Here is a 20,466-nt window from a genome sequence, read left to right on the forward strand (position 1 = left end):
CGCCCTCGAGTCGTGCACGTCGCTCGACCACGGCCTTGAGGTAGCGGGTGTACTCGCGCAGCTGGCGGGCACCGGCCTGGCCGACGAACCCGGCCCGCTCCGCCGGGTCGGCGGGCTCCATGAGCCGCGCGACCTGCGCCTTCATCTCGGTCAGCGCCGGCAGGGTGTGCAGGTCCGCGCGCCCCGACAGGGCACGGTCCGCCTCCCGCCAGGCCGCCAGCACGCGTACGACGTCGCCCAGGCAGGCGCGCACACCGCCGTCGACCTCGGCCCGTACGACCTCCAGCAGCTTCTCGAACGCCTCGGGGCTGCGGACGCCCGTACCGGATCCAGCACGGTCGTCGACCAGGTCCGAGACCACCGCCACCCGCACGTCCGCGACCAGGTCAGCCACGGAGTCGTACGGCGTCGCCACCAGCGCGAGCTGGTCCCGCTGGTCCAGGCCGAACGACTCGACCTTGGGCGCCGGCCCCAGGGCGAGCACGAGCAGCCGACGCAGCCCGAGGCGGTGGCTGGCCGCGGCCTCCTCCGCCGAGGCGAGCACCGCGACGCCGACCGTGGAGCCCTCGTCGACCAGCGCCGGGTAGCCGCGCACCTCGTGGCCGGCCCGCTTCTGGGTGAAGGACTCCTCCAGCTCGCCGAACGTCCAGGTGGTCTGGCCGGTGGCGCTGACGCCCGAGTCGGCGGCGACCTCGGCGATGGCCGCGTCGAACTCGCCGCGCAGCGGTGCCTTGAGGGCGTCGAGGTCCTTGCCGCGGGCCGTCTCCCGGCCGTCCTCGCCGCGTACGGAGAAGGTCGGCTGCAGGTGGGCGGGCACCTTGCTCCAGTCCCACGCCTCGCGGGGCACCACGACCCCGCGCGTCCCGCGGGCGAACCGCTCCAACGCGTCGAGCAGCGGCTCGGATCCCGCCGGGACGGAGGCCAGGAACTCGCGCGCCGCGTTGGGCGCCGGCACCAGGCCCACGCGCAGGTTCTTGGGCAGCGACCGGATCAGCTCGACGACGAGCTCCTCGCGCAGCCCCGGCACCAGCCAGGAGAAGTCGTCGGCCTCGACCCGGTTGAGCGTCGCGACGGGGACCTCGATGGTCAGGCCGTCGTCGACCTCGCCCGGGGAGAAGTTGTACGAGATCGGGAAGGTCAGCCCCTCGGTGACCGAGTCGTGCCACTGCGTCGGGAAGTCCGCGGCGCGCACGTCGGCCGCCGCGTCGTTGGTGAGCATGTCGGGGTCGAAGGTGAGCAGGTCGGGCCGCTTCTGCCGCTCCCGCTTCCACCAGGCGTCGAAGTGCGCCCCGGAGACGACGTCCTTGCCGACGCGGGCGTCGTAGAAGTCGAACAGGGTGTGCTCGTCCACCACGATGTCGCGGCGCCGCGACCGGTGCTCGAGCTCCTCGGCCTCGGCCAGCAGGCGGGCGTTCTCGGCCAGGAACCGGTGCCGCGAGTGCCACTCGCGCTGCACCAGGGCGTGCCGGATGAACAGCTCGCGGGACAGCTCGGGGTCGATCCGACCGAAGTTCACCGGCCGGTCGGCGACCAGCGGGACGCCGTACAGCGTGACCTTCTCGCGCGCCATCACCGAGGCCCGCTTCATCGACCAGTGCGGTTCGGAGTACGTCCGCTTCACCAGGTGGGCGCCGAGCCGCTCGGCCCACTCCGGCGCGATGGCGGCGTTCTGGCGCGCCCACAGGCGCGAGGTCTCCACCAGCTCCGCGCTCATCAGGAACTGCGGGTTCGAGCCCTTGAGGACGCTGCCGGGAAAGATCGCGAACTTCGCGCCCCGCGCGCCCTGGTACTCCCGCGGACCCGGCCGCCGGTCCTTGCCGCGGCCCGGTCCCCCGGTGCCCGGGGCGGGCTTCTCCCGCTCCTCCAGCGCCCCGACGTGCGAGAGCAGGCCGGAGAGCAGCGCCTGGTGGATGCCGTCGGCGTCGGGCAGGTCGGCGGGCTGGCCGACCTCGATCTTCATCTCCTTGCAGACCTGCCGCAGCTGGGACTCGTAGTCCTGCCACTCGCGCACCCGCAGGTAGTTGAGGTGCTCGCGGCGGCACATCCGGCGGAAGGCGCTGGAGGAGAGCTCGCGCTGGGACGTACGGATGTGGCGCCACAGGTTGAGCCAGGTCAGGAAGTCGGACTTGTCGTCCTTGAAACGGGCGTGCAGCTGGTCGGCCTGGGCCCGCTGCTCCTCGGGCCGCTCGCGCGGGTCCTGGATGCTCAGCGCCGCGGCGATCACGAGGACCTCGCGGACGCAGCCGAGCCGGTCGGCCTCCAGGATCATCCGCCCCAGGCGGGGGTCGATCGGGAGCCGGGCCAGTCGCTGCCCGACCTTCGTGAGGCGTACGCCGGGGTGCCGCCCGCGCGCACCCGCCGCCCCGGTGGTCGAGCCCGTCGAGGCCCTCCCTCCCGTCGAGGCGTCCAGCGCGCCCAGCTCGTCGAGCAGGTCGAGGCCGGCGCGTACGTTGCGCTGGTCGGGGGGCTCCACGAACGGGAACCGGGCGATGTCGCCGAGCCGCAGCGAGGCCATCTGCAGGATGACGCTGGCCAGGTTGGTCCGCAGGATCTCGGGGTCGGTGAACTCCGGACGCCCCTCGAAGTCCTCCTCGGAGTACAGCCGGATCGCGATGCCCTCGCTGACGCGGCCGCACCGGCCGGAGCGCTGGTTGGCCGAGGCCTGGCTGATCGGCTCGATCGGCAGCCGCTGCACCTTCGTACGGACCGAGTAGCGGCTGATCCGCGCAAGCCCGGTGTCGATGACGTAGCGGATCCCGGGCACCGTCAGCGAGGTCTCCGCGACGTTGGTGGAGAGCACCACCCGGCGTACGAGGGAGGAGTGTGCGGAGAAGACCCGGTGCTGCTCGGCGGCCGAGAGGCGGCCGTACAGGGGCACCACCTCCAGCCGGTCGCTGGCCAGGGAGGCCAGCGCGTCGGCGGTGTCGCGGATCTCGCGCTCGCCGGGCAGGAAGACGAGCACGTCGCCGGGGCCCTCCGACGACAGCTCGCGGAGCGCGTCGACGATCGCCTCGGTCTGGTCGCGCTGGACCGTCTCACCCTCGTCGTCGACCTCGTCGCCCGAGCCGGTGACCAGCGGGCGGTAGCGGACCTCGACCGGGTACGTGCGCCCCGAGACCTCGATGACGGGGGCGTCGAAGTGCTCGGAGAACCGCTCCACGTCGATGGTCGCCGAGGTGATGACGACCTTGAGGTCGGGGCGGCGGGGCAGCAGCCGCTTGAGGTAGCCGAGGAGGAAGTCGATGTTGAGGCTGCGCTCGTGGGCCTCGTCGATGATGATCGCGTCGTACTTGCGCAGGTCACGGTCGCGCTGCAGCTCGGCGAGCAGGATGCCGTCGGTCATCAGCTTGACCCGGCTGGCCCGCGAGGTGCGGTCGGTGAACCGGACCTGGTAGCCCACCACGTCCCCGAGCTCGGTGCCCAGCTCCTCGGCGATGCGCTCGGCGACGCTGCGCGCGGCGATCCGGCGCGGCTGGGTGTGGCCGATCAGCCGACCCTCGGTGCCCAGACCGAGCTCGAGCAGGATCTTGGGCAGCTGGGTCGTCTTGCCCGACCCGGTCTCACCGGCGACGACGACCACCTGGTGGTCGCGTACGGCCGCCGCGATGTCGTCGCGACGGTGGGAGACAGGGAGCTCGGCGGGGTACTGGATCTGCACAACGTCGGCCATTGTCGCCCACGGCTGCGCGCGGGGGTCAATCGGTTTGCGGCGAGGTGCGGCCCGCCGAGGCTCAGGACGTTCCGGAGTCCTCCTGGGCGTCACCCTGGTCGGGCGTCGGGGTCTGCTGCGGCGGGGTGGACTCGGTGGAGTCCGGCGGCGCGGGCAGCTCCTGCCCCGGGCCCCAGTCGCCCGGGCCCTGACCGCCGCGCTGCGGCATGCCGGAGCGGTCCCCGCCCGGCCCCCGGCCGAAGTCGCCCGGCCCGCGCTCGGAGAACCCCGGGCGGTCGTCGCGGCCGTCGAGCGCCCAGTGCAACGCGGCACCTCCGACGCCACCCAGGAGCAGGGCCGCGACGGCGGCAGCGGTGAGCGACTTCCAGGTGAAACGGCGCGCGGCGATCCGCTGACGCAGGGGCGGCTTGGCCGCTGCGTACGCCTGGGCCGGGTAGGGCTGGCCAGCGTACGGCTGGCCCGCGTGCGGCTGGCCCTCGTACGGCTGGCCCGGCTGCGACTCGGGCGGGGTGGCCGGAGGCTGCTCGGCCTGCGGCGAGGGCTGCGACGGCTGCGGCACCTCGGCGGCGCCGCCCTGGCGGGGAGTGTTCTCGGTCATGGCAACAGGCTGACCACCCGACCTGTGCGCGACCTGTGCGCGTGCCGTGGCCCGCCGATGAGTGCAGGTCCCGGCGTGACTCCACAGAGGTTCCACAGGAACCACACAGACTCACCGGTCAGGATGGACCCATGCAGTTCGCCCGCCCCGACGGCTCCCCCGTCCGCGTCCTCGTCGTGGACGACGAGGTCAACATCGCCGAGCTGCTCGGCATGGCGCTGCGCCACGAGGGCTGGGAGGTCGCGCTGGCCCACACCGGACGCGACGCCGTCGCCACCGCCTCGGAGATCCGCCCCGACGCGGTCGTCCTGGACATCATGCTGCCCGACTTCGACGGTCTGGAGGTGCTGCGCCGGCTGCGCGCCCAGCACGCCCACGTACCCGTCCTCTTCCTCACCGCCCGCGACTCCGTCGAGGACCGGGTCAGCGGCCTGACGGTCGGCGGCGACGACTACGTGACCAAGCCCTTCTCGCTGGAGGAGGTCGTCGCACGGCTGCGGGCGCTGCTGCGCCGGGCCGCGGTCGGCGTCACCGAGGACCGCAACGTGCTCCAGGTCGGCGACCTCGTGATGGACGAGGACAGCCACGAGGTCTTCCGGGGCGGCCGGTCGGTCACCCTGACGGCCACGGAGTTCGAGCTGCTGCGCTACCTGATGCGCAACCCGCGGCGCGTGCTCAGCAAGGCGCAGATCCTGGACCGCGTGTGGAACTACGACTTCGGTGGCCAGGCCAACGTCGTGGAGCTCTACATCTCCTACCTCCGCAAGAAGATCGACGCCGGCAGCGAGCCGATGATCCACACCGTCCGCGGCGCCGGGTACGTCCTCAAGCCGGCCACGTGAGGGACCGATGAGCACCGACTCCCCCGCAACCGACTCCCCCGCGTCCGGCGCCCCCGGCGCTGGGCCGCGGCTGAGCCTCACCGCTCGGCTGGTGCTGCTGCTCGTCGCCCTGGTCACCGTCGCTGCCGTGCTGGTCTCCACGGCCACCACGCTCGTGATGAGCAGCGTGCTCCACGACCGCCTCGACGCCGAGGTCCGCGGCGCCTTCTCGCGGGCGTACGGCCAGGGCTCCCCGCCGCCCTCGCGCGACGGCGGCTCACCGGGCGCCGCCGGCCAGCAGGTCGGCACGGTCACCGCCGGCTTCAGCGGCACCTTCTCCGCCGGGCAGGTCCTGGTGGCGGTCGACCAGGGCAAGGCGAGCTACGAGCGGCTCGACGAGGAGGCCCTGGCCGTGCTCGCCGAGGTGCCCGTCGACGGCAACCTGCACGACGTGCGCCTGCCCGGTCTGGGTCGCTACCGCGTCCTCGCCGCCGGCGACGGCTCGGCGCGGGTGCTCGCGGCGCTGCCGACCGCCGAGGTCGACGACACGCTGGGGTCGCTGGTGCGCTGGGAGGTGCTGCTCTCCCTGCTCACGGTGACCGTCGCCGGTGGGGCCGGCGCGGTCCTCGTACGCCGCTCGCTGAGCCCGCTGCGCGAGGTGGCGGACACGGCGCGGCGGGTGGCCACGCTGCCCCTCGACCGTGGCGAGATCGCCCTCACCGACCGCGTGCCCGACCGGTTGGCCGACGACGGCGACGAGGTGGGGCGCGTCGGCTCGGCCCTCAACCACCTGCTCGCCCACGTCGAGACGTCGCTGCGGGCACGGCACCTCAGCGAGCAGCAGGTGCGCCAGTTCGTCGCCGACGCCTCCCACGAGCTGCGTACGCCGCTGGCCACCATCGCCGGCTACACAGAGCTGGCCGAGCGACAGCCCGACACCACGCCCCAGGCGCTCGACAAGGTCCGCGCCGAGTCGGCCCGCATGGGTGCCCTCGTCGAGGACCTGCTGCTGCTCGCCCGCCTCGACCAAGGGCGTCCCCTGGCCCGCGAGGACGTCGAGCTGCCGCTGCTCCTGGCCGAGGTGGTCAACGACGCGCGCGTGCTGGCCGGCGACCACCGCTGGCAGCTGGAGCTCTCCGAGGCGCCCGGAGACGTGGTCGGCGACCCCGACCGGCTGCGTCAGGTGGTCACCAACCTGGTCACCAACGCGCGCCTGCACACCCCCGCCGGCACCACGGTGACGGTGCGGCAGCACGCCGACGGGTTCAGCGTCCACGACGACGGGCCGGGCATCCCGCCCGGGCTCCTCGACCACGTCTTCGACCGGTTCGCCCGCGGGGAGGAGTCGCGGGCCCGCACCGATGGCGGTGGCACCGGGCTGGGACTGGCGCTGGTGAGGGCGATCGTCGACGCCCACGGCGGCACCGTACGGGTGGCCTCCGCGCCCGGGTCGACGGAGTTCCGGGTGACGCTCCCCCTCAGGGGCTGAGGTCACCCATCGCGCCCCGGCCGGAGGAGGCCCCGCCGACCTTGCGACCGGCGATCTCACGCCACCGGACGCGCAGCACCACGGGTCGTACGCCTCCGGCCCAGGGTTGCAGCTCGACGGGGTCGAGCGCGCGACGGCGTTGCGCCTCGTCCTCGACCCGCTCGCAGGTGCCGTGGGCGACCACGCTCCACCCTCGCCGGTGGTCGCGGTCGAGGTGGTCGATCTCGAAGCTCACCTCCGTCTCCGGCGCGTACGTCGCCAGCTCGCTGTACGCGGTGGTGCGGAACGTGACCGAGGAGGCGTCGCTGACGTAGGTGACCGGGGTCAGGCGCGGCCCGGCGGGCGTCACGAACGCGACCCGTCCCACCGAGTCCCGCCCGAGCAGGCCCACGCACTCGTCGGGCGACATCGCCGTCACGTCCATGCGACCAACTCCCGGGCTCGGACCAGCGGGGGCACTCTCATCCAGCATGCAGGAGGGACGGCGCCACGCCGCCGACGTGACGGTTTTCCTGCCGAGGAGGCCAGATCCGACCGCGCAGGTCTGGACCACTTGGGCCGATTGCACCGGGTTCCGGTCGGCCGCGGCCGCTAGGGTCGCGGCCATGCCGTCTCCCCTGAGCACCCGACTCCCCCAGCTGCGCAAGGCCAAGGACTTCTCCGGGGCCGTGGTCGCGCTCACCGGCGCCGGTTCCGGCATCGGGCGCGCGCTGGCCGTGGCGCTGGCGTCGCGGGGCGCGCTGCTCGCCCTCAGCGACATCACCCCCGGTCCGCTGGCGGAGACCGCGGAGCTGGCCCGTGCCGCCGGGGCGCGCGACGTCCTGACCACCACGGTCGACGTGGCGGACCGTGCGGCCGTCGAGGCGTGGGCCGCCGAGGTGGTCGCGCACCACGGCCGCGTCAACGTGCTCGTCAACAACGCCGGCGTCTCCCTGACCGGCCAGTTCGCGGAGCTCGAGCACGCCGACATGGAGTGGATCGTCGGCATCAACTTCTGGGGCGTCGTGCACGGCACGAAGGCGTTCCTGCCCCACCTGATCGCCTCGGGCGAGGGCCACGTGGTCACCCTGTCGTCGTTGTTCGGCCTGCTGTCGGTTCCCGGCCAGTCGCTGTACAACGCCACCAAGTACGCGGTGCGGGGTCTCACCGAGGCGCTGCGCGAGGAGATGCTGGCCGCCGGCCACCCGGTCGACGTGACGGTGGTGCACCCCGGGGGGATTGCGACCGGCATCGTCCGCAACGGACGCTTCGCCGACCCCGACCGTGGCGCCCGGACCATCTCCACCTTCGACGAGGTGCTGGCCCGTACGACGCCGGAGCAGGCCGCCCGGACCATCCTGTCGGGGATGTCGCGGCGCAAGCCCCGCGTACTCATCGGCGCCGACGCGCACCTGCTGCACAACTTCGCCCGGTTCGCCGGCGCCCGCTACCAGGACGTCGTCGCCCGCGCCACGCCCGCCGACGCCCAGTGACGGTGCCGACCTCGGGCGCTCGCGCACGGTTCCGCTTCACGAAGTGGGACGGCCGTCCGCACTGGGAGTTCGACGGGACCGTGCTGGGCAGCGACGAGCACGGCACCTGGGTCGGCTTTCCCCGCGGCACCCACCAGGCCCGCCCCGGGTTCGCCTTCGACACCGAGGTCGACTCGGTGAGCCTGGTCGCGCCGGGCACCTGGGCGGCGCCGACGTTCCACGCGCCCGGGATCTGGTGCGACGTGTACGTCGACATGACCTCACCGGTGCAGTGGGACGGGACCACGGTGCAGGCCGTCGACCTCGACCTCGACGTGATCCGGATGTCCGACGGCGAGGTGCGCCTCGACGACGAGGACGAGTTCGCCACGCACCAGGTGGCGCTGGGCTACCCCGACGACGTCGTGGCGGGCGCGCGGGTGAGTGCCGAGGCGGTCCTGGCCGCCGTACGGGCGGGTGCGGCGCCGTACGACGGCACCCACGAGCGGTGGCTGGCGGTGCTCGCCGACCTCAGTCGGTGACCTCGTCCGCGGCGCTCTCCGCGATCCGGCGGCGCTGCAGCTTTCGCTCGGCCCGGGTCAGCGGACGCAGGGGCCCGACGAGGCGCGGGCCGGAGAGCCGCTCCTCGAGCCGCCGCGCCTCGCGCTTGAGCGGCTGCGCCACGTACTCCCCCAGGATCACGCCTGCCGCCAGGGCGGTCGCGACGGAGGCGGCCGTCATCATGGACAGGATGCCGAAGGAGACCTGCGCGCCGCCCTCCGCGAGCAGCGACAGCCCCTTGTAGATCGCCAGGCCCGGCAGGAACGGCACGATCGCCGGCACCGCGACGACGAGCGGCGGCACGCGTACGCGCCCGGCCACGGCGTACGCGACGAGGCCGATCAGCAGCCCCGCCGCCCCGGTCTGCCAGGTACGTCCCACGTCGACCGTGGCGAGCCCGTGCGAGACGAGCGAGGCTGCGGCGGCGATCACGCCCACCGGCAGCACCGCGCGCCAGGGCGCCTTGGTGGCGACCGCGAACGCGGCCGCCGCGACGGCCGTGCCGCCGACCAGCAGCACGATCTCCACCACGCCGGAACGTCCCGGGACCAGGCGGCCGAGGTCGACGCCCAGGAGCTCTCCCGTGGTGATGCCGAGGCTGACGCCGGCCACGATGCCGGCGGTGGCGAGCAACGCCTCGAGGATGCGCGCCGTGGCCGTCATGTAGAAGCCGGTCAGGGCGTCCTGGATCGCGCCCATGAACCCGATGCCGGCCAACAGCATGATGATCGTTGCGGTGACCACGAGCGAGGGGTCGGCGGTGAGGTCGAGCACCGCCATGGCGATCGCGAAGGCGGTCGCCACGACGCCCCCCGCCACCTGCACGTAGAACTGCGGCAGGCGGCGCTTCGTCATGGCGCCCTGGATGCGGTCGATCAGGACCGCCGCGAGGCAGGCCACGGCGGCCACGACCGGGCCACCGCCCAGGAAGACGGCGACCGCCGCGCACATCACGCCCCAGGCGAGCGAGACCAGCCACCGCGGCGACGACGACGGAGTGGAGACGATGGTCGCCATCCGGGTGCGGGCCAGGTACAGGTCAGTGCGGTCGGAGAGGAGGTCCTGCACCAGGTGGTCGACGGCGGTGAGGTCGGCGTAGTCGAGGTCGCGGCGGTGCACCACCCGCACCATCGTGGCGGGCACCTCCTCCGGGCTCGGCTGGTGGCTGATCGAGAGCACCGTGAAGTTGACGTCGATCTCGACGTGCCTGAGCCCGAGGTGCTGCCCGAGCGTACGGATCGTGGCCGTCACGTCCGCGGCACCGGCACCGGAGGCGAGCAGCATCTCGCCGACGCGGAGGCACAGGTCGAGTGTCAGGTACACCTCTCGCCGCGAGGTCAGCCCCTGGTCCTCTTCTGCCATGTGTCCATGGTTGCACCCCGTTCCGGCGCCAGTCCTTAGCATGGTCATGTGCACATCGACTTCCACGCCTCCGCCGCCCCCACGCTGGGTGTCGAGTGGGAGTTCGCGCTGGTCGACCGCACCACCCGCGACCTCGCGAACTCCGCGGACGCGCTGTTCGCGGAGGCCGCACCCCGGCTGGCCTCGCCCGAGCGGCTGCACAAGGAGCTGCTGCGCAACACCGTCGAGGTCGTCACCGGCATCTGCGGGTCCGCCGGCGACGCGATGGACGACCTGCGCCGCACCCTCGACGTGGTGCTGCCGGCCGCGGACGCCGTGGGCGTGGACCTGTTCGGGGCGGGCTCGCACCCGTTCGCGAACTGGTCCGAGCAGCAGCTCAGCGAGGGCGGACGGTACGAGGAGCTGATCAACCGCACCCGCTGGTGGGGTCGCCAGATGCTCATCTGGGGCGTCCACGTGCACGTGGGGATGCCCGACCGCGACCGGGTGATGCCCGTGATCTCGGCCCTGCTGACCTCGTACCCGCACCTGCTCGCGCTGACGGCCTCCTCGCCGGTGTGGGCGGGCGTCGACACCGGGTACGCCTCGAACCGCGCCATGATGTTCCAGCAGCTGCCGACCGCGGGCCTGCCGTTCGAGTTCGACAGCTGGGCGGACTTCGAGGAGTGCATCGGGCAGCAGACCACCACCGGGGTGATCGACTCGATGGCGGACGTGCGGTGGGACATCCGCCCCGCACCGCACCTGGGCACCGTGGAGCACCGCGTCTGCGACGGCCTGAGCCGCATCGACGAGCTGGCCTCGGTGACGGCCCTGCTGCACTGCCTCGTGGTCGACCTCGACACCCGGCTCGCCGCCGGCGAGACCCTGCCCTCGCTGCCCCCGTGGCACGTGCAGGAGAACAAGTGGCGCGCGGCTCGCTACGGCCTGGACGCCATCATCATCCGCAGCACCGACGACGAACGCCTGGTCACCGACGACCTGAACGACCTCGTCGACCGGCTGACCCCGGTGGCCTGTCGGCTCGAGTGCGAGAAGGAGCTGCACGGCGTCGCCGACATCGTCTCCTCGGGCGCGTCGTACCAGCGTCAGCGCGCCGTCGCGGAACGTACCGGAGGCGACCTGGTGGCCGTGGTCGACTCCGTGGTCTCCGAGCTGCGCGACTCGCTCTCCTGAGGCGCGCTCTGGGTTGCGTCATGCGAACCGGGGCACCGGGGCTTGCGTCATCCGAGGCCGTGGCCCCGGGGGTTGCGTCATCCAACGTCCTCGCGCACGGGGCTTGCGTCATGCACAGCCGAACCAATAGGTGCCGGTCTGCATGACGCAGAGACCTTCGCGAGCCCGCACCCATGACGCAGGCCCTCCGCAAGCCCGTACGCATGACGCAGCGAGCTGAGCGGCGCGTACGCATGACGCACGCACGCACGCCCTCAGGACAGGTGGAGCCCTCCCCCGACCTGCTCGGCGACGGCCGACAACCGGCTGCGGGTCACGTCGGCGACCGTGGCCAGGCCGAGCGCGGCCGCCCTGGACCCGGGCCGGGTGGGCTCGCCGACGTCGATGCTCAGGCAGTGGCGGGTGCCCCCGTCGGCGGCGTTGGCCAGCGCGACCGCGTGCCCGGTCGTGCCGGAGCCTGCGAACGGGTCCAGCACCCGGGCGTCGGCGGGCATGGTGCCGAGGATGCGGCGTACGAGGCCGGTCGGCTTGGGGGTCTCGAAGGTGTGCCCGACCAGCGCCTTGAGCTCGGCGACGGCGGTGTCGGTGGAGCCGACCTCCTCGGCCAGCCAGATGGTCCGCAGCTTCTTGCGTCGCCCGGCGTGCAGCCAGTCGCGCTGGAAGATGTCGACGCGCTCGCCGAGCCGGCCGGTGATGGTGCGGCACTCCAGGTCGTCGGGCCGCTCCTCGACGCGCGGCGGCGACCAGCGCCACACGGCCGGGCTGCCGTCGCCGAACACCGGCTTGATCTCGTGCGCTCCGTCGAAGGGGACGGTGGCGACGCGACCGCTGCCGGGGTCGCCGTACAGCGGGTAGTGCAGGGTGGGGGCGCTGACCGGGTTGAACCGCTTGTTGGTGTTGCGCAGCGGCAGGTACCGGAACCGGCGTCCGTCCGGTGCGGTGCGTGAGAAGTCGGACTCCACGACGGTGTCGGCGGTGGTCGCCTCGACGACGCAGGTGCGCGCGTGGCGGGCGTACACGAGGACGTACTCGTGGCTGGTCGCGAACCCGTGGCCGAGCTGGCGCCCCTTCGGGTTGAGGTTCACCACGACCTGGGCGAGGAAGTTCTGCTCCCCGAAGATCTCGTCGAGCAGCAGCCGGAGGTGGTGCGCCTCGTTGTCGTCGATGCTGATGAACAGGGCGCCGGACTCGCTCAGCAGGCGGTGCACCTCCACCAGACGCGGTCGCATCATCGCCGTCCACACGGGATGGCGGTCGGCGCGGGGGCCGTACGAGTCGAGGTAGGCGAAGTCGTTGCCGGTGTTGTACGGCGGGTCGGTGTAGACGAGGTCGACCGAGCCGTCGGGCAGGCCGCGCATCACGTCGAGGTTGTCGCCCTCCACGAACGAGTTCCACACCCCCGACGTCATGTCCAGCACCCTACGAGACGCCCGGGCGGGGCTGGCGGAGGAGCCGCGGTACGTCGGCCCGGCCCGTCGACGCCAGGGTCCGGCTGCCGAGGCCGGCTCAGGCCGCGGGCGGTGCCGCGAAGACGAGGACGTAGGTGACGGCCACCAGGCAGCTGATCGTCTCCTTCGACGACTCGGTACGCACCGTCAGCTCGTCGCCGGCCCGGTCGATCCGGACCCCCACGGGCGGGGCGCACCCGACCTCGACCACCGCGACGTACGTGGCCAGCCCGTCCCCGTCGCGGTGCTCACGCACCGCCCGGGTCACCTTGGCGCGCATGGGCTTGGTGAACTGGGCGTTGAACTGGTCGAGCGCGGCTGCGTCGTCGATCCGCGTCGCCGTACCACTCAGCTGGCCCTTGGCCGAGGAGTGCGAGACGAGGGAGATCTTCTCCGCGCCCGCGTCTCCGGAGACGACGAGCTTGTCGAAGCCGTCGAACGGGCCGGTGGTCGGCGGCTCGCCGCCGGGGGACGCCGTCTCGTCCGGGCTGGGGGTCATGGTGTCCTCCGTAGCTCGCGACTGCTCGGGTTCGGACGACTGGCAGCCGGTGAGTGCGACGAGGGCTGCGAGTGCCAGCGCGGCGGCCGGCACGAGGCGGTGGCGGCGCGTACGGCCGGTGCGGCCCTGGCGGGCAAGGGGTCCCGAGATCACAGGTGTCAGCATGCCAGTGGGACGGCACCCGGAGGCGCCTCGTTCCCCGGGTCGGCGCGTCTCCTAGGCTGCGGTGGTGCCCCGTTTCAGCCGCGCCGAGCTCGAGTCGTTCCGCGATGCCGAGGTGCCCGACCTCCTCGGACCGTCACCCCGCCTGCTGTTCGTCGGCATCAACCCGGGACTGTGGACGGCCGCCACGCAGACGCACTTCGCGCACCCGGTGAACCGCTTCTACCCGGCCCTGCACGCCGCCGGCATCGTCGAACGGCGCATCGACCCGGGTGCCGGCATGGACGAGGAGGACCGCGAGCACCTGCGAGCGCGCGGGATCGGGATCACGAACCTTGTCCGGAGGGCCACCGCCCGCGCCGACGAGCTGAGCACCGAGGAGCTCGTCGCCGGTGGGGCGGAGCTGCTCGCGCTGGTCGAACGGGTCCGGCCAGCGGTGGTCGCGATCGCCGGGATCACGGCGTACCGGAGCGCGTTCGGGCAGCGCAAGGCCGTCGCCGGCCTGCAGCCGGAACCGTTCGGTGGCGCCCAGCTGTGGGTCGTGCCCAACCCCAGCGGCCTCAACGCCCACCACACCGTGGCGACCCTTGCCGAGGCGTACGCGGAACCGGCCCGCGCCGCCGGGATCCTCCCCGGCTGAACCTCACGCCCCGACGTCCAGGACCGACTCGGCGACCTCGCCGTTCTCGACGCTGAGCACGACTGCGCCCTGCGCCCCGCGACCCGGGAGGACGAGGTGGCCGGTGGTGGTGTGCCCCTCGTCCTCGAAGGCTGCCAGGAGGATCCGCAGCCACTGCGCCGCGGCATGTGGCGGGACCGCTCCGTGGAGCACCAGGCAGCAGCCGTCGCCGCAGGTCCGCCACGGCGAGGCCAGCCCGGGACGCCCCAGCCGGCGCAGCCGGAGGGGGTGGTCCCGCAGCCAGTCCCCGGACCGCCCGGCCAGCGGAGGCGACAGGCGCAGCGCCTCTCCGGGTGGCGGGCAGGGCAGGGGCGCGGCAGCGGGCTGCGGCGCACCGGTCCCGCGGGCTGGTGGGTGCTCGGTCCTGTTCGTGGTCATGGGTATCCTCCCCGGTCAGTTCTCAGAGAGGTCGTGCCCGTCGGAGTGCCCCCGACACGCGCGCACGCCCCGCTGTGGAGAGCGGCGGCCGGCCCGGGCGCCTGTGACCAGAACCCGGCTGGAGGCATCCCCCCGGGGGGTGTCATGATGGAAGCACCATGAACGAGCAACCCGTCCCCGTGACCACCGAACCGGCCACCGCGCCCAGGAGGGCGCGGCACCTGATGGACCTCGACGCGCCACGCACGGCGCCGAACCAGGTGGCCGAGAAGCGCAGCCTGACCAACGTGCAGCGATGGGTCGCCTCCACCCTCGCGGTGTCGACGGTGCTCCACCTGGCGCTCGGCCTGATCCTGGCGACCAAGATCATCGACAACCCGCAGCCGGGGGCCGAGGAGATGCTCTGCGTCATGGCGGGCATGCTCGGCGTCATCGCCGTCGGGATCGCGCGCCTGATCCACGGCAAGAAGCCGCTGAGCTGGTGGCTGGTGATCGGCTTCGTCCCGACGCTGCTGGGACTCTGGTACATCAACTGATCCGGACATGACACGAGCGCCGCCCCACCGGGGTCGGCGCTCGTGTCATGTGTGGGTCAGGATCCGCTCTTGGCCCCGAACCACTTCTTGTAGATCTCGTCGTACGAGCCGTCCCCGCGCATCTCGGCGAGCACGTCGTTGATCACGCGGAGCAGGTCGGCGTTGCCGTCCTTCTTGACCGCGATGCCGTACTGCTCACCGGTCTCGACCTCCTCGACGACCTCGAAGGAGGAGCCGCGGAGCAGCGAGGTGGTGACGCCGTTGTCCACCATGGCGGCGTCCACGGAGCCGTCGGACATGGCCGCACGGATGGCCGAGAGGTCCTTGAGCCGGACGATCTCGGTGCTCGACGGGGCGACGCTGACCAGCAGGCCGTCGGCCGTCGTCTGCTCCTGGACCGCCACCCGCTTGCCGCCGAGGTCACCGACCTCGCCGATGCCGGAGCCCGGGTCGACCAGGAGGCTCTGCGCGGCGTTGAAGTAGTTGCTGGAGAAGTCGACCACGCGGGCGCGCTCGCCGGTGATGGTCATGGCCGAGATCGCCATGTCGCAGGTGCCGTTGTTGAGCACCTCGCCCGAGGTGATGGCGTCGAAGTCGACGTCCACGACGTCGATGCGGACCTTGAGCCGGTCGGCGATCTTCTGCGCGACGTCGATGTCGAACCCGACGTCCATGCCGTTGCGCTGGAACTCGAACGGCTTGTACGGGGTGTCGGTGCACACCGTGAGCGCCGTCGGGTAGACCAGCGTCGGGTCGGGGGCCGCGGCAGTCGCCTTGGCCTCCTCCCCTCCGCAGCCAGCCAGCCCCGCGAGGATCAGGGGGAGGCCCGCCGCGGCGGCGACCATCCTTCCCCGACGGGTGCGGGGACCGTACGTCATGGCCATCTCAGTTGACGGTCGCAGCGAGCGACTCGCGCAGGCGCTCGAGTGCGTACTCGGTGATGCGCACCAGCGCGCCCTTGGAGGACTCGCGGTCACGGGCGTCGATGTTGATGATCGGGATGTCCGGCGACAGCGCGAGCGCGTTCGCGATCTCCTCGGTCGGGTACTGCGGCACGCCGTCGAACTGGTTGACCGCGACGATGAAGGGGATGCCCTTCGACTCGAAGTAGTCCAGCGGCGAGAAGCAGTCGTCGAGGCGGGCCACGTCGACCAGGACGATGGCACCGATGGCGCCACGGCACAGGTCGTCCCACATGAACCAGAAGCGGCGCTGGCCGGGCGTACCGAAGAGGTACAGCACCAGGTCCTCGGCGAGGGTCAGTCGCCCGAAGTCCATGGCGACCGTCGTCGTGCCCTTGGTGGGCACGGCCGCGAGGTCGTCGACGCCCTCGGAGGCGTTGGTGACCAGCGCCTCGGTGCGCAGCGGGTCGATCTCCGAGACAGAACCGACCAACGTCGTCTTGCCGACGCCGAATCCTCCGGCGACGACGATCTTGGTCGATGCCGCCTGGCGGTCCTTAGTAGTTGCGAAGTCCACGGAGGGTCCTTTCGATGAGCTCGATCCGCTCATCCTTGGAGGTCTTCTCGGTGATGGTGGCCTGGATCCTGATGACACCCTGCTCGAGCAGGTCCCCCAGCAGGACGCGCACGACGCCGATCGGCATCTTCGTCAGGGCGGAGACCTCAGCGACCGACCGGCGGTCACACACCTCGAGGACCTGCACGGAGGCAGGGGGCAGTCCGCGGCCGTCGCGGCCGGGCTGCAGACGCAGCGTCGCCTCCATGGGGAGGTCCACTGCAACGTGCGTACGGCCCGAGGTGATCGTGTACGCGCGCACCAGACGGGGACGAGGGGCGTCGTCCGCCTGGAAGTTGTCCGGGGAAGTCATGGCTGGACCGTCACAGCCCGGAGCTGACTCGAGCCTGGGCCTCGACGGTGCGACCCACGCGGTCGACCAGCAGAGCCATCTCGTAGCCGACCTGGCCGATGTCGGCCTGCTCGGTGGTGAGCACGGTCAGGTTGGACCCGTCCCCGACGGCCATGAGCATGAGGTAGCCCATCTCCATCTCGACGATCGACTGCAGCACCGCGCCGCCGTCGAAGAGTCGGGCCGCACCCACCGCGAGGCTGGCGAGGCCGGAGGAGACGGCAGCGACCTGCTCGGCCCGCTCGCTGGGGATGCTCGTGCTGGCGGCCATCAGCAGACCGTCGGCCGAGACGAGGATGGCGTGCGCGGCGTCGGCCACGTCAGCCACGAATCGGGTCATCAACCAGTCGAGGTCTCGTTCGTCGCCCGACGCAGAGGTGTGGTGCTCGGAGATCATGAGGGGCCTGCTTCCGTGTGCTGGGTGGAACTCTGGACTGCCTTGCGACCGCGGGAGATACCTGCGGCTGCCGACGACAGCTTGGCCTTGATGGCCTCCGGGTCACGCGGACCCACCGTAGTCGGCTTTGCGATGCTTCCGGGCACCAATCGTTGACCCGGCTGACGAACCGGGAGACCGTGCTCGGTGGAACTGAGGGGTTCGAGCTTCTCGGTGGCGCTCTCGGCGCGGGCCCAACCCTGGTCGACCTGGTCGTCGGCGAACTGCTGGGTGGAGCCGTCACTGCTGAGCCAGCCCGAGCGCATCGAGGAGAAGATCGGCGACTCCTCCTCGCGGCGACCGCTGCGGGGCGTGCTGGGCAGGCCCGGCATGTCCCGGTTGATCTGCGGCGCCGCACCGCGCGTGCGCTGGGGAAGACCGCCGCCCAGACCGCCCAGTGAGGGCGCGGCCGGTGCGGGGTCGTCCAGCGCGGTGGACTGCGTGAGCGGAGCGGAGGGACGCAGCGGCGACTCCGGCGGCGGCGTGGCGAGGGGCGCCTCGACGACCGACTCGGGCGTGGGCTCGGGAGCCTGCTCGATCGTCGGCTCCGGGGCGGTGGACGCCTCGAGGTCCTGGCTGGCCTTCTTGGGAGCCGCGGTGAACGCGTTGGCGATCGACCCGCGTGCCCGCGCCTCGGCCTCGGCCTTCTCGGCCGCCTCGGCCCGCACACCCGCGAGGGCGGAGATCGGAACGACCTGGGCCACCTGCTCGAACTCGCCCGTGTCGTCCGGACGGAGCTCCGGCTCGGCGGCACGGGCCGCAGGGGCCTCGGGCTCGGCCGGCGGCGGAGTGCTGGACCGGCCGAAGAGCGAACCACCCTCGGTGCTGGCCGGCGTCGCCGGGATCAGCGCGTCGGGCGAGGTGAGCGGCATCTGCGCACCGGGCTGGCGTCGCGGGAGCAGGCCGTCGCCGGCCAGGCTCGGCGCGGGCGAGGCCGCGGGCGGGGTGGGTGCCACGGGAGCCACCTCGACGGTGGGCTCCTCCACGAGCGCCTCGGCAGCCACCGCGGGCGCCTCCTCCAGCGGAAGCTTGCTGCCCCGGGCCGGCTGCTCCGGCGTGTCCTTGCGCGAGTGACGGCGGCTGCCGCGCTTGGGCAGACCACCCGCTGTGGTCTCGGTGGCCTCGACCTCGGCCAGCTCCTCGTACAGGGCGGGGCTGCTGGCCAGCGGGGCCTCGTCGGTCTCGTAGCTGTGCACGACCGGCTCGGCGGGCTGCGGCAGCTCGGGAAGGATCGTGGCGGGCAGGACGATGCGGGCGATGGTGCCGCCGAACTCGCCGCGGAGCAGCTGCACGGCGATGTTGTGCCGCTTCGCCAGGCGGCTGACCACGAAGAGGCCCATCCGACGAGCGGTCTCGGGGGTGGCCTCGCCACCCTCGCGCAGCATCCGGTTGAGCGAGGCGCGCTCGTCCTCCGGGATCCCGATGCCGGCGTCGGCGATCTGCACGACCGCGCCGGAGGAGTCGATCGAGGTGTCGACGCGCACGGCGTCGTTGGGCGAGGAGTACGCCAGGGCGTTGTCGATGATCTCGGTGACCAGGTGGACGACGTCGCCGGCCGCCGCGTCGGAGATCAGCGTGCTCAGGTGCGAGGAGACCTGCAGACGGTGGTAGTCCTGCACACCGGCGCTCGCCGCCTGGATCGCGTCGCTGACGGACAGACCCTGTCCACCGGTCGAGGCTCCCGGCGCGTCGGCCAGGATCAGCAGACTGTCCGCCGTACGACGCATGCGCGAGGCGAGGTGGTCGAGACGGAACAGGCTCTCGAGGCGCTTGGGGTCCTCCTCGTCGTGCTCCAGACGCTCGATGAGGGTGAGCTGCTGGTTGATCAGCGAGTTGCTGCGGCGCGAGAGCGTCACGAACATCTCACCGACGGTGGCACGGAGCTGGGCCTCACCGGAGGCCAGGTGGATGGCCTGGGCGTGGAGGTCGTCGACGGCCCGGGCGAGCTGACCGATCTCCTCCTCGGTGTGCACGTCGATCGGGACCATGGGTTCGGGCTCCTGGCCCGACCGGATCCGGGCGACCGCCTCCGGCAGCGTCTCGTGCGCCACGCGCCGTGCACCCTCGCGCACCCGCTGGATCGGGTCGAGGAGGAGCTTGGCGACGGCGAGTGCGATGAAGACGGCCAGCGCGAGCGCCACGGCGGTCATGAGCGCGCTGAACAGCGCCGAGTTGCGGGCGGAGGACGCCTTGTCGGCGAGGGCGTCGGTGGTGCCCTTGATGAGCTTGTTGATCAGCTCGTCGTACGGCACGAACGCGTCGCGACCGCCGAGGTCCTTGTCGCCCTCGCGGACGGCACGCAGCCGGTCGACGTTGGCCGAGCGGAGGGTCGGGATCGTGCCCTCCTCCTTGCCCAGCGAGGTCGCGAGACGGTCGATGGCGGCCGCCTCGACACCAAGCTCGGAGAACAGGTCCTGGTTGAGGGCGCGTCCGGCGTCTCCCGACGCGACCAGGGACTGCTGCATGGACAGCGCGAGCCGGCCCGACAGGGCCTGGGACAGCTGCTCGAGACGGGGCTCGGGCTCGTTCTGCTCGTTGATGATGAGGGTGATCAGCTGGGTCACGCTCGACTGGACCTGCCGCAGCTGGGCGATCCAGGTGTCACCGGCGACCGTGGACGCCTCGGGGGTGCGGAGCTCCTGGCTGAGCTCGAGGAGCGTGGCCACCTGCGTCTGCTGCGCCTCGGTCAGGTCGGCCGACTCGGAGACGGACTCGAGGTCGTCGGCTGCCGCGTTGATGTCGTCGATGGCGTCGGCCAGGTCACCCTTGGCCGCAGCACCGCTGGCGTTGGCCGCGATCATCGCCGTCTGGGCGGCGCGGCTGTAGTCGACGGCCGGGGCCAGGATCGTCACCTGGTCGGCGCTGGTCGAGGCGTTGCCCGACTCGGAGAGGGCGCTCACGACGCGGCTCCCGCCGAGCACAGCGGCCAGAATCAGGGGGACCGCCAGCGCGAGCGCAAGCTTGCGCCGCAGGGACCACCTCGCAATGGCACTCCCGGAGTCCTGGCCAAGCTTGTTCAGCTTGGACTTGTCCATCTTCATGTAACCCCTCACGACGTTTGTGGTGCATCGCCAGCCCGACCCGAGGGTTGGAGTGGACCAAACCTAAGAGAGTTGACGACACCGCGCGGCATTTTGTCAGAAGTGCAGCGCGATGGTGTATCGCGAGGCCCCTCCGACCTCCAACCACGTGGGTTGGTGCCGCCCTGAGCATGTCGCCGTCCCTCCTGGCGCGTGCAGAGAATGCCACCTTGTCCAGTCGCCACGCCAGTCCCATCCGTCACTTTTCTTTCAGAAAGCCACGACGCGCCGGGCGAAAGTCTTGACGACC

At 72.2% G+C, this 20,466-nt stretch carries 19 protein-coding genes; 7 read left to right on the forward strand and 12 right to left on the reverse strand.

The window, feature by feature from the left end:
• On the reverse strand, nucleotides 1-3,658 hold a 3,658-nt coding region (gene hrpA, locus ACI379_RS10990; protein WP_439792129.1), incomplete at its 3' end, for an ATP-dependent RNA helicase HrpA.
• 73 nt (nucleotides 3,659-3,731) lie between these two features.
• Complete coding sequence (locus tag ACI379_RS10995; RefSeq protein ID WP_439792130.1) at nucleotides 3,732-4,268, reverse strand: hypothetical protein; 537 nt, start codon at nucleotides 4,266-4,268, stop codon at nucleotides 3,732-3,734.
• 131 nt (nucleotides 4,269-4,399) lie between these two features.
• Here ACI379_RS10995 and ACI379_RS11000 point away from each other — a divergent pair, with 131 nt between their 5' ends.
• A complete protein-coding gene (locus ACI379_RS11000) occupies nucleotides 4,400-5,110 on the forward strand; it encodes a response regulator transcription factor (RefSeq protein ID WP_439792131.1) in 711 nt (236 codons plus the stop codon).
• Between the two features lie 7 nt (nucleotides 5,111-5,117).
• Entirely contained in the window at nucleotides 5,118-6,578 is a 1,461-nt protein-coding gene (locus ACI379_RS11005; protein WP_439792132.1) for a sensor histidine kinase, read from the forward strand.
• Here the strand turns inward: ACI379_RS11005 and ACI379_RS11010 are convergent.
• Nucleotides 6,568-7,002: a pyridoxamine 5'-phosphate oxidase family protein gene (locus ACI379_RS11010; protein WP_439792133.1), complete on the reverse strand. Its 435-nt coding sequence runs from the start codon at nucleotides 7,000-7,002 to the stop codon at nucleotides 6,568-6,570. The two genes, ACI379_RS11005 and ACI379_RS11010, sit on opposite strands and share 11 nt — an antisense overlap.
• A 181-nt stretch (nucleotides 7,003-7,183) precedes the next feature.
• Here ACI379_RS11010 and ACI379_RS11015 point away from each other — a divergent pair, with 181 nt between their 5' ends.
• The gene (locus ACI379_RS11015) at nucleotides 7,184-8,050 is read left to right on the forward strand and encodes an SDR family NAD(P)-dependent oxidoreductase (RefSeq protein WP_439792134.1); all 867 of its coding nucleotides are present in this window, start codon (nucleotides 7,184-7,186) and stop codon (nucleotides 8,048-8,050) included.
• Between the two features lie 2 nt (nucleotides 8,051-8,052).
• Nucleotides 8,053-8,571, forward strand: a complete 519-nt coding sequence (locus ACI379_RS11020) for a DUF402 domain-containing protein (protein WP_439792135.1) — start codon at nucleotides 8,053-8,055, stop codon at nucleotides 8,569-8,571.
• Here the strand turns inward: ACI379_RS11020 and ACI379_RS11025 are convergent.
• Nucleotides 8,561-9,952, reverse strand: a complete 1,392-nt coding sequence (locus ACI379_RS11025) for a threonine/serine ThrE exporter family protein (protein WP_439792136.1) — start codon at nucleotides 9,950-9,952, stop codon at nucleotides 8,561-8,563. The two genes, ACI379_RS11020 and ACI379_RS11025, sit on opposite strands and share 11 nt — an antisense overlap.
• Before the next feature lie 48 nt (nucleotides 9,953-10,000).
• Here ACI379_RS11025 and ACI379_RS11030 point away from each other — a divergent pair, with 48 nt between their 5' ends.
• On the forward strand, nucleotides 10,001-11,128 hold the full coding sequence (locus tag ACI379_RS11030; RefSeq protein WP_439792137.1) for a glutamate--cysteine ligase: 1,128 nt from the start codon (nucleotides 10,001-10,003) through the stop codon (nucleotides 11,126-11,128).
• Nucleotides 11,129-11,382: 254 nt separating this feature from the next.
• Here the strand turns inward: ACI379_RS11030 and ACI379_RS11035 are convergent, their stop codons facing one another.
• Both ACI379_RS11035 and ACI379_RS11040 read right to left on the reverse strand, forming a co-directional pair.
• Nucleotides 11,383-12,537, reverse strand: a complete 1,155-nt coding sequence (locus ACI379_RS11035) for a site-specific DNA-methyltransferase (RefSeq protein ID WP_439792138.1) — start codon at nucleotides 12,535-12,537, stop codon at nucleotides 11,383-11,385.
• A 97-nt stretch (nucleotides 12,538-12,634) separates the two neighbouring features.
• A complete protein-coding gene (locus ACI379_RS11040; protein WP_439792139.1) occupies nucleotides 12,635-13,228 on the reverse strand; it encodes a hypothetical protein in 594 nt (197 codons plus the stop codon).
• A gap of 76 nt (nucleotides 13,229-13,304) precedes the next feature.
• On the opposite strand from ACI379_RS11040, the gene ACI379_RS11045 reads away from it, so the two are divergent.
• The gene (locus ACI379_RS11045; RefSeq protein ID WP_439792140.1) at nucleotides 13,305-13,877 is read left to right on the forward strand and encodes a mismatch-specific DNA-glycosylase; all 573 of its coding nucleotides are present in this window, start codon (nucleotides 13,305-13,307) and stop codon (nucleotides 13,875-13,877) included.
• Between the two features lie 3 nt (nucleotides 13,878-13,880).
• On the opposite strand, the gene ACI379_RS11050 is transcribed toward ACI379_RS11045, so the two are convergent.
• Nucleotides 13,881-14,294, reverse strand: coding sequence for a hypothetical protein (locus tag ACI379_RS11050; protein ID WP_439792141.1), 414 nt, complete (start codon nucleotides 14,292-14,294; stop codon nucleotides 13,881-13,883).
• Between the two features lie 158 nt (nucleotides 14,295-14,452).
• Here ACI379_RS11050 and ACI379_RS11055 point away from each other — a divergent pair, with 158 nt between their 5' ends.
• The gene (locus ACI379_RS11055; protein WP_439792142.1) at nucleotides 14,453-14,830 is read left to right on the forward strand and encodes a hypothetical protein; all 378 of its coding nucleotides are present in this window, start codon (nucleotides 14,453-14,455) and stop codon (nucleotides 14,828-14,830) included.
• Between the two features lie 56 nt (nucleotides 14,831-14,886).
• On the opposite strand, the gene ACI379_RS11060 is transcribed toward ACI379_RS11055, so the two are convergent.
• The 5 genes from ACI379_RS11060 to ACI379_RS11080 are packed head-to-tail and all read right to left on the reverse strand — an operon-like array spanning nucleotide 14,887 to nucleotide 20,189.
• Nucleotides 14,887-15,708 (reverse strand): ABC transporter substrate-binding protein, encoded by an 822-nt coding sequence (locus ACI379_RS11060; protein WP_439792143.1) that lies wholly within the window; start codon nucleotides 15,706-15,708, stop codon nucleotides 14,887-14,889.
• Nucleotides 15,709-15,715: 7 nt separating this feature from the next.
• Nucleotides 15,716-16,309 carry a GTP-binding protein gene (locus ACI379_RS11065; RefSeq protein ID WP_439792144.1) on the reverse strand — a complete coding sequence of 198 codons (594 nt, stop codon included), beginning with the start codon at nucleotides 16,307-16,309 and terminating at the stop codon, nucleotides 15,716-15,718.
• Nucleotides 16,290-16,661, reverse strand: a complete 372-nt coding sequence (locus ACI379_RS11070; protein ID WP_439792145.1) for a DUF742 domain-containing protein — start codon at nucleotides 16,659-16,661, stop codon at nucleotides 16,290-16,292. The genes ACI379_RS11065 and ACI379_RS11070 overlap by 20 nt, the downstream gene beginning before the upstream one ends.
• A gap of 10 nt (nucleotides 16,662-16,671) precedes the next feature.
• Nucleotides 16,672-17,097 (reverse strand): roadblock/LC7 domain-containing protein, encoded by a 426-nt coding sequence (locus ACI379_RS11075; RefSeq protein WP_439792146.1) that lies wholly within the window; start codon nucleotides 17,095-17,097, stop codon nucleotides 16,672-16,674.
• Nucleotides 17,094-20,189, reverse strand: coding sequence for an ATP-binding protein (locus ACI379_RS11080; protein ID WP_439792147.1), 3,096 nt, complete (start codon nucleotides 20,187-20,189; stop codon nucleotides 17,094-17,096). The genes ACI379_RS11075 and ACI379_RS11080 overlap by 4 nt, the downstream gene beginning before the upstream one ends.
• Nucleotides 20,190-20,466: the final 277 nt, after the last annotated feature.

Source organism: Nocardioides sp., from assembly GCF_051876515.1.
Taxonomy (GTDB): Bacteria; Actinomycetota; Actinomycetes; order Propionibacteriales; family Nocardioidaceae; genus Nocardioides.

Excerpts from the sequence above, each read along its gene's own strand:
- ACI379_RS11000 (WP_439792131.1), top strand. The coding sequence starts at position 4,400 with ATGCAGTTCGCCCGCCCCGACGGCTCCCCCGTCCGCGTCCTCGTCGTG.
- ACI379_RS11075 (WP_439792146.1), bottom strand. The coding sequence starts at position 17,097 with ATGATCTCCGAGCACCACACCTCTGCGTCGGGCGACGAACGAGACCTC.
- ACI379_RS11010 (WP_439792133.1), bottom strand. The coding sequence starts at position 7,002 with ATGGACGTGACGGCGATGTCGCCCGACGAGTGCGTGGGCCTGCTCGGG.
- ACI379_RS11060 (WP_439792143.1), bottom strand. The coding sequence starts at position 15,708 with ATGACGTACGGTCCCCGCACCCGTCGGGGAAGGATGGTCGCCGCCGCG.
- ACI379_RS11050 (WP_439792141.1), bottom strand. The coding sequence starts at position 14,294 with ATGACCACGAACAGGACCGAGCACCCACCAGCCCGCGGGACCGGTGCG.
- ACI379_RS11005 (WP_439792132.1), top strand. The coding sequence starts at position 5,118 with ATGAGCACCGACTCCCCCGCAACCGACTCCCCCGCGTCCGGCGCCCCC.
- ACI379_RS11055 (WP_439792142.1), top strand. The coding sequence starts at position 14,453 with ATGAACGAGCAACCCGTCCCCGTGACCACCGAACCGGCCACCGCGCCC.
- ACI379_RS11070 (WP_439792145.1), bottom strand. The coding sequence starts at position 16,661 with ATGACTTCCCCGGACAACTTCCAGGCGGACGACGCCCCTCGTCCCCGT.
- ACI379_RS11025 (WP_439792136.1), bottom strand. The coding sequence starts at position 9,952 with ATGGCAGAAGAGGACCAGGGGCTGACCTCGCGGCGAGAGGTGTACCTG.
- ACI379_RS10995 (WP_439792130.1), bottom strand. The coding sequence starts at position 4,268 with ATGACCGAGAACACTCCCCGCCAGGGCGGCGCCGCCGAGGTGCCGCAG.
- ACI379_RS11035 (WP_439792138.1), bottom strand. The coding sequence starts at position 12,537 with ATGACGTCGGGGGTGTGGAACTCGTTCGTGGAGGGCGACAACCTCGAC.
- ACI379_RS11015 (WP_439792134.1), top strand. The coding sequence starts at position 7,184 with ATGCCGTCTCCCCTGAGCACCCGACTCCCCCAGCTGCGCAAGGCCAAG.